We start from the raw sequence: 2,887 nt of genomic DNA, 5'->3' as shown, positions 1-2,887 counted from the left end.
ATCCGGGCGCTTCAGCATGGAGGACGTAACGACCGGGAACAATTTGCGTCAGGGAGAACCGGCCGGTGTCGTCGGTCGTGGCGGTGCGTGAGAGATTTCCGCCCACTCGCGAAGCCATTACGCGGGCAGCAACGATTGCGGCGCCACTTGCATCTGACACTAAACCCGTTACCGTGCCAGACGACGCGGCCTGTCCGTAAGCAATTGACGACAGCAGAATCAAGCATGTGAGCACGAAGGTCTGCCGGAAAGAGGCGCGCCCGGCGCGATGTGGCTTCATTCCGCCGGGAAGCGCGGTCGCTAGCAGGACTCTCACGCTGCCCCGATCCCGCTGTCGGAAACACATTAACGAAGCATTCCCCCACAAGGTGAAGCTAAGTATACAACAGAATGTTAATCGGAGTTAATAAAAGAAACTACTACGGATTGGGGCGGGGGCATGAATTGGGAGGGCATTGGAATCCGCGAGGGGCGGGCTGTCCCCCCCGGAGCCGACCGTCTTCTCCTTGGGGGCGGACCGACTCCGGCCACGGAAGGACGTTTGGTTTATTATGGAATAAGCAGTTGGGGTGATCAGTTCTGTAATTCAGCAGCCGTGAACGGCCGGCCTTAGCCGTATTGAACGAATGCGCCGAATGATCTCCAGTCTGTTGATGCTCGTTATCGCGGCAGCATTGTTTCTGCCGCTGGCGACGGCGCTTTCCGGAAACAGTCTGCCCCAGTGCTGTCGGCGCGATGGGCGGCACCATTGCGGCATGGCTTCCCGAGACGGCTTTGTCGGAGGCCATCCGGCGTGTCCATTCCGCCGGGCACCCTTTGTCCGGACAGCACCTGCGTCAACAATCTCCCAACACCCGCTCCACTTTGCCCCGCGAGTTGTTCACGCCCAGACTGTAGCGTCTACCCAAAAGCCGCTGAATTCTCCCATTCTTTCTTACCTGCAGCGTGGGCCCCCTACCTCCCCGACCATCTGATTCGAACTGCGGACTAACACGCGAGTCGCTGATCGCTCGCGGGGAGTCCGTTTCCCTTCCCTTCTTTCGAGTCAGGGGGATTGGATGTTTTCTCTCAGGTTTTTGCTTGGCTGTATGGCTGTGCTCTGTGCCGCTACCGCTGGAGCCACTATCTTCGGAACGGCGCGTGGGCTGGTGCATGATCCCCAGCATCGACCAATAGCCGACGCGCAGGTGATGATTCATGCGGTGGATTCGGACTGGAAGCAAGGCACGCGCACGGCTGGCAACGGCGAATTTCAATTCGATGCGGTTCCAGTGGGCGAATACGAAATCACTGCTTCCGCGCCAGGTTTCACAGAACGCAGCGAGCGAATCACCGTCACCTCGGGAAGTTCGCCCTATCTGCATTTCCCACTGTCACTGGCTAGCGTAAACCAGAAGGTTGAGGTCTCGGAGACTGCAGAGCTCGTTAATCCGGACGCGTCCAGTCCGAGTGTGGTCGTTAGCCAGGAACAGATCGAAAGAATGCCGGGCGCGGACGACGCCAACAGTCTTGCAATGATCACCAATACAGTTCCCTCGGCTTACATAGCGCACGACCAGCTGCACATCCGTGGAGGGCACCAGGTCTCGTGGCTTATCGACGGAGTCCCCGTACCCAACACCAACATTGCCTCCAACGTCGGACCGCAATTCGATCCCAAGGACATCGATTATCTTCAGGTACAACGTGGTGGATTTTCTGCTGATATCGGGGATCGCACGTATGGAGCTTTCAGCGTGGTGACGCGCTCCGGCTTTGAGCGCGATCGCGAGGGCGAGCTGATCCTGGGGTATGGAAGCTACAACAACACTGATAACCAGCTGAGCTTTGGCGATCACAGCGCACGTTTTGCCTGGTACGCGAGCCTGACCGGGCATCGCACCGACCTGGGCCTGGAAACGCCGGAGCCGACCGTACTGCATGACCTGAATTCGGGGCTCGGTGGTTTCCTGTCTCTGATCTTCAACAAGACTCCTTCGGACCAGCTGCGGCTGGTGAGCTCTCTACGGGGGGACCACTACCAGATTCCGAATACAGCAGAGCAACAGGCATCGGGAGTCCGGGACACCGAAAAAGAACGGGATGCTTTCGTTAACTTCTCATGGGTGCACACTGGCTCGAGCGGACTGATGTGGACGCTTTCGCCCTTCTATCATTTCAATCGTGCTGCCTACGAGGGCGGACCTAACGATGTGCCGATACCCGAACAGGATCTCGGTTCGAACTATGGGGGCGGGGAATTCACGATCTCAAAGGTGCAGGGCAAGCACAATGTGCGGGCGGGAGCTCTTGGATTTGTGCAGCGCGATAATACGCTGTTTGGAGTAAGCGCGAATGATGGAAGCGGAGACGCGTTTCGCCAGCGCGAAATTTTCTGGGGCAGCTTGCAGGCAATTTTTCTGGAAGAGCAGTACAAGCCTGTCGGATGGCTGACGCTGAATGGCGGCGTGCGCCTGACGCGCTTCTCCGGCATCGTGAACGAGCATGCTACCGATCCGCGGATTGGCGCGGCGATCCGCATCCCTCATCTCGGCTGGGTACTGCGCGCTTTCTATGGAAGGTATTACCAGGCCCCGCCGTTGTCGACGGTTTCCGGACCGCTACTCGACTTTGCCGCCAGTCAGGGATTTGGCTTCCTGCCGTTGCATGGCGAACGCGATGAGCAACGCGAGTTCGGGCTCTCAATCCCCTGGAAAGGCTGGGCGGTGGATATCGCTAATTTCCGCACTGGCGCGAAAAATTATTTCGATCACGACGTGCTTGGCAATTCCAACATCTTCTTTCCCCTGACCATCGATCACGCCCGCATTCGCGGCTGGGAGGCGACGGTCAAATCCCCTCGCTTGTTCAACCGGGCTCAGTTCTATCTTGCCTACTCCCACCAGTA

Annotated in this window: 2 protein-coding genes; one reads left to right on the top strand and one right to left on the bottom strand. The window is 58.1% G+C overall.

Annotation, left to right across the window (positions count from 1 at the left end):
• Positions 1-316, bottom strand: a 316-nt coding sequence (locus VEG30_06955; protein ID HXZ79650.1) for a carboxypeptidase-like regulatory domain-containing protein, incomplete at its 3' end; no start/stop codon positions are given.
• Positions 317-1,088: 772 nt separating this feature from the next.
• Here VEG30_06955 and VEG30_06950 point away from each other — a divergent pair.
• On the top strand, positions 1,089-2,887 hold a 1,799-nt coding region (locus VEG30_06950; protein HXZ79649.1), incomplete at its 3' end, for a TonB-dependent receptor.

It is taken from the genome of Terriglobales bacterium (assembly GCA_035624455.1).
Taxonomy (GTDB): domain Bacteria; phylum Acidobacteriota; class Terriglobia; order Terriglobales; family Acidobacteriaceae; genus DASPRM01.
This window is presented reverse-complemented; position numbering and strand designations above follow the sequence as displayed.